The 849-nt window shown below is 62.9% G+C and carries 1 protein-coding gene; it reads left to right on the top strand.

Annotated elements, in window-relative coordinates:
• The first annotated feature begins 159 nt into the window (after positions 1–159).
• Positions 160–810 carry a formylglycine-generating enzyme family protein gene (locus NV1_RS41660; protein WP_067905271.1) on the top strand — a complete coding sequence of 217 codons (651 nt, stop codon included), beginning with the start codon at positions 160–162 and terminating at the stop codon, positions 808–810.
• Positions 811–849: the final 39 nt, after the last annotated feature.

The following is an 849-nucleotide window of genomic DNA, read 5'->3' as shown; positions in this document are numbered from 1 at the left end:
GCCTGGCTGTTCGGCTACCACCGGCTCTCGATCCGATACGACCGCAAAGCCACCCATTACCTCGGCTTCCTCACCCTCGCCGCCGCATTGACCTGCTACAAGAAACTTGCCCGCTATCGCTAGCATTCCTGCGTTGTGAACGTGCGCGTGGGAATCGAGATGGTCGACATACTGCCTGGGTCCGTGGAACTGTCGGATCGGCGGACCCAACGCAGCTGGTCGGTTGAAGTCGGCGCCTACCAGCTGACGGCAGTCCCGGTGACGCAGTCGCAATACGCCCGGGTCACCGGTCAGTGGCCGAGTGACACTCGAGGCGACCGGTTGCCCGTCGACAGCGTGTCGTGGAGTGACGCGATTCGTTTCTGCAATGCGTTGTCCGAGCAAGTCGGCCTGACACCGGTGTACTCCATCGGTGCTGGCGAGGAGGAAGTCGGCCAGATCGAGTCGGCCGATGGGTATCGCCTGCCCACCGAAGCAGAATGGGAATATGCGTGCCATGCGGGCACCACCGGTCCGCGCTACGGCCAGCTCGACGAGATCGCCTGGTACCGTGCGAATTCCGGCGATCGCGTGCATGAGGTCGGTACGAAGCAACCCAACGCTTGGGAGCTGTACGACATGCTCGGCAATGTGTGGGAATGGTGCTGGGACATCTACGACCCCGACGTGTACGGCGGTTACCGCGTGCTTCGGGGGGGCGGCTGGTTCGACGAGCACTGGAGTTGCCGAGCCTCGGTGCGACGTCGCAGCCACCCCACGCTCCACATCGACGACGTCGGATTCCGAATCGCCCGCTCACTACCACACTGACCTGCGAACGAAATCCGCGACGTGAGACATGGTCTTAGT

This window comes from Nocardia vaccinii NBRC 15922 (genome assembly GCF_001613305.1).
GTDB lineage: Bacteria > Actinomycetota > Actinomycetes > Mycobacteriales > Mycobacteriaceae > Nocardia > Nocardia vaccinii.
The sequence above is the reverse complement of the archived record's forward strand: the minus strand, read 5'-3'. Positions and strand labels throughout refer to the sequence as shown.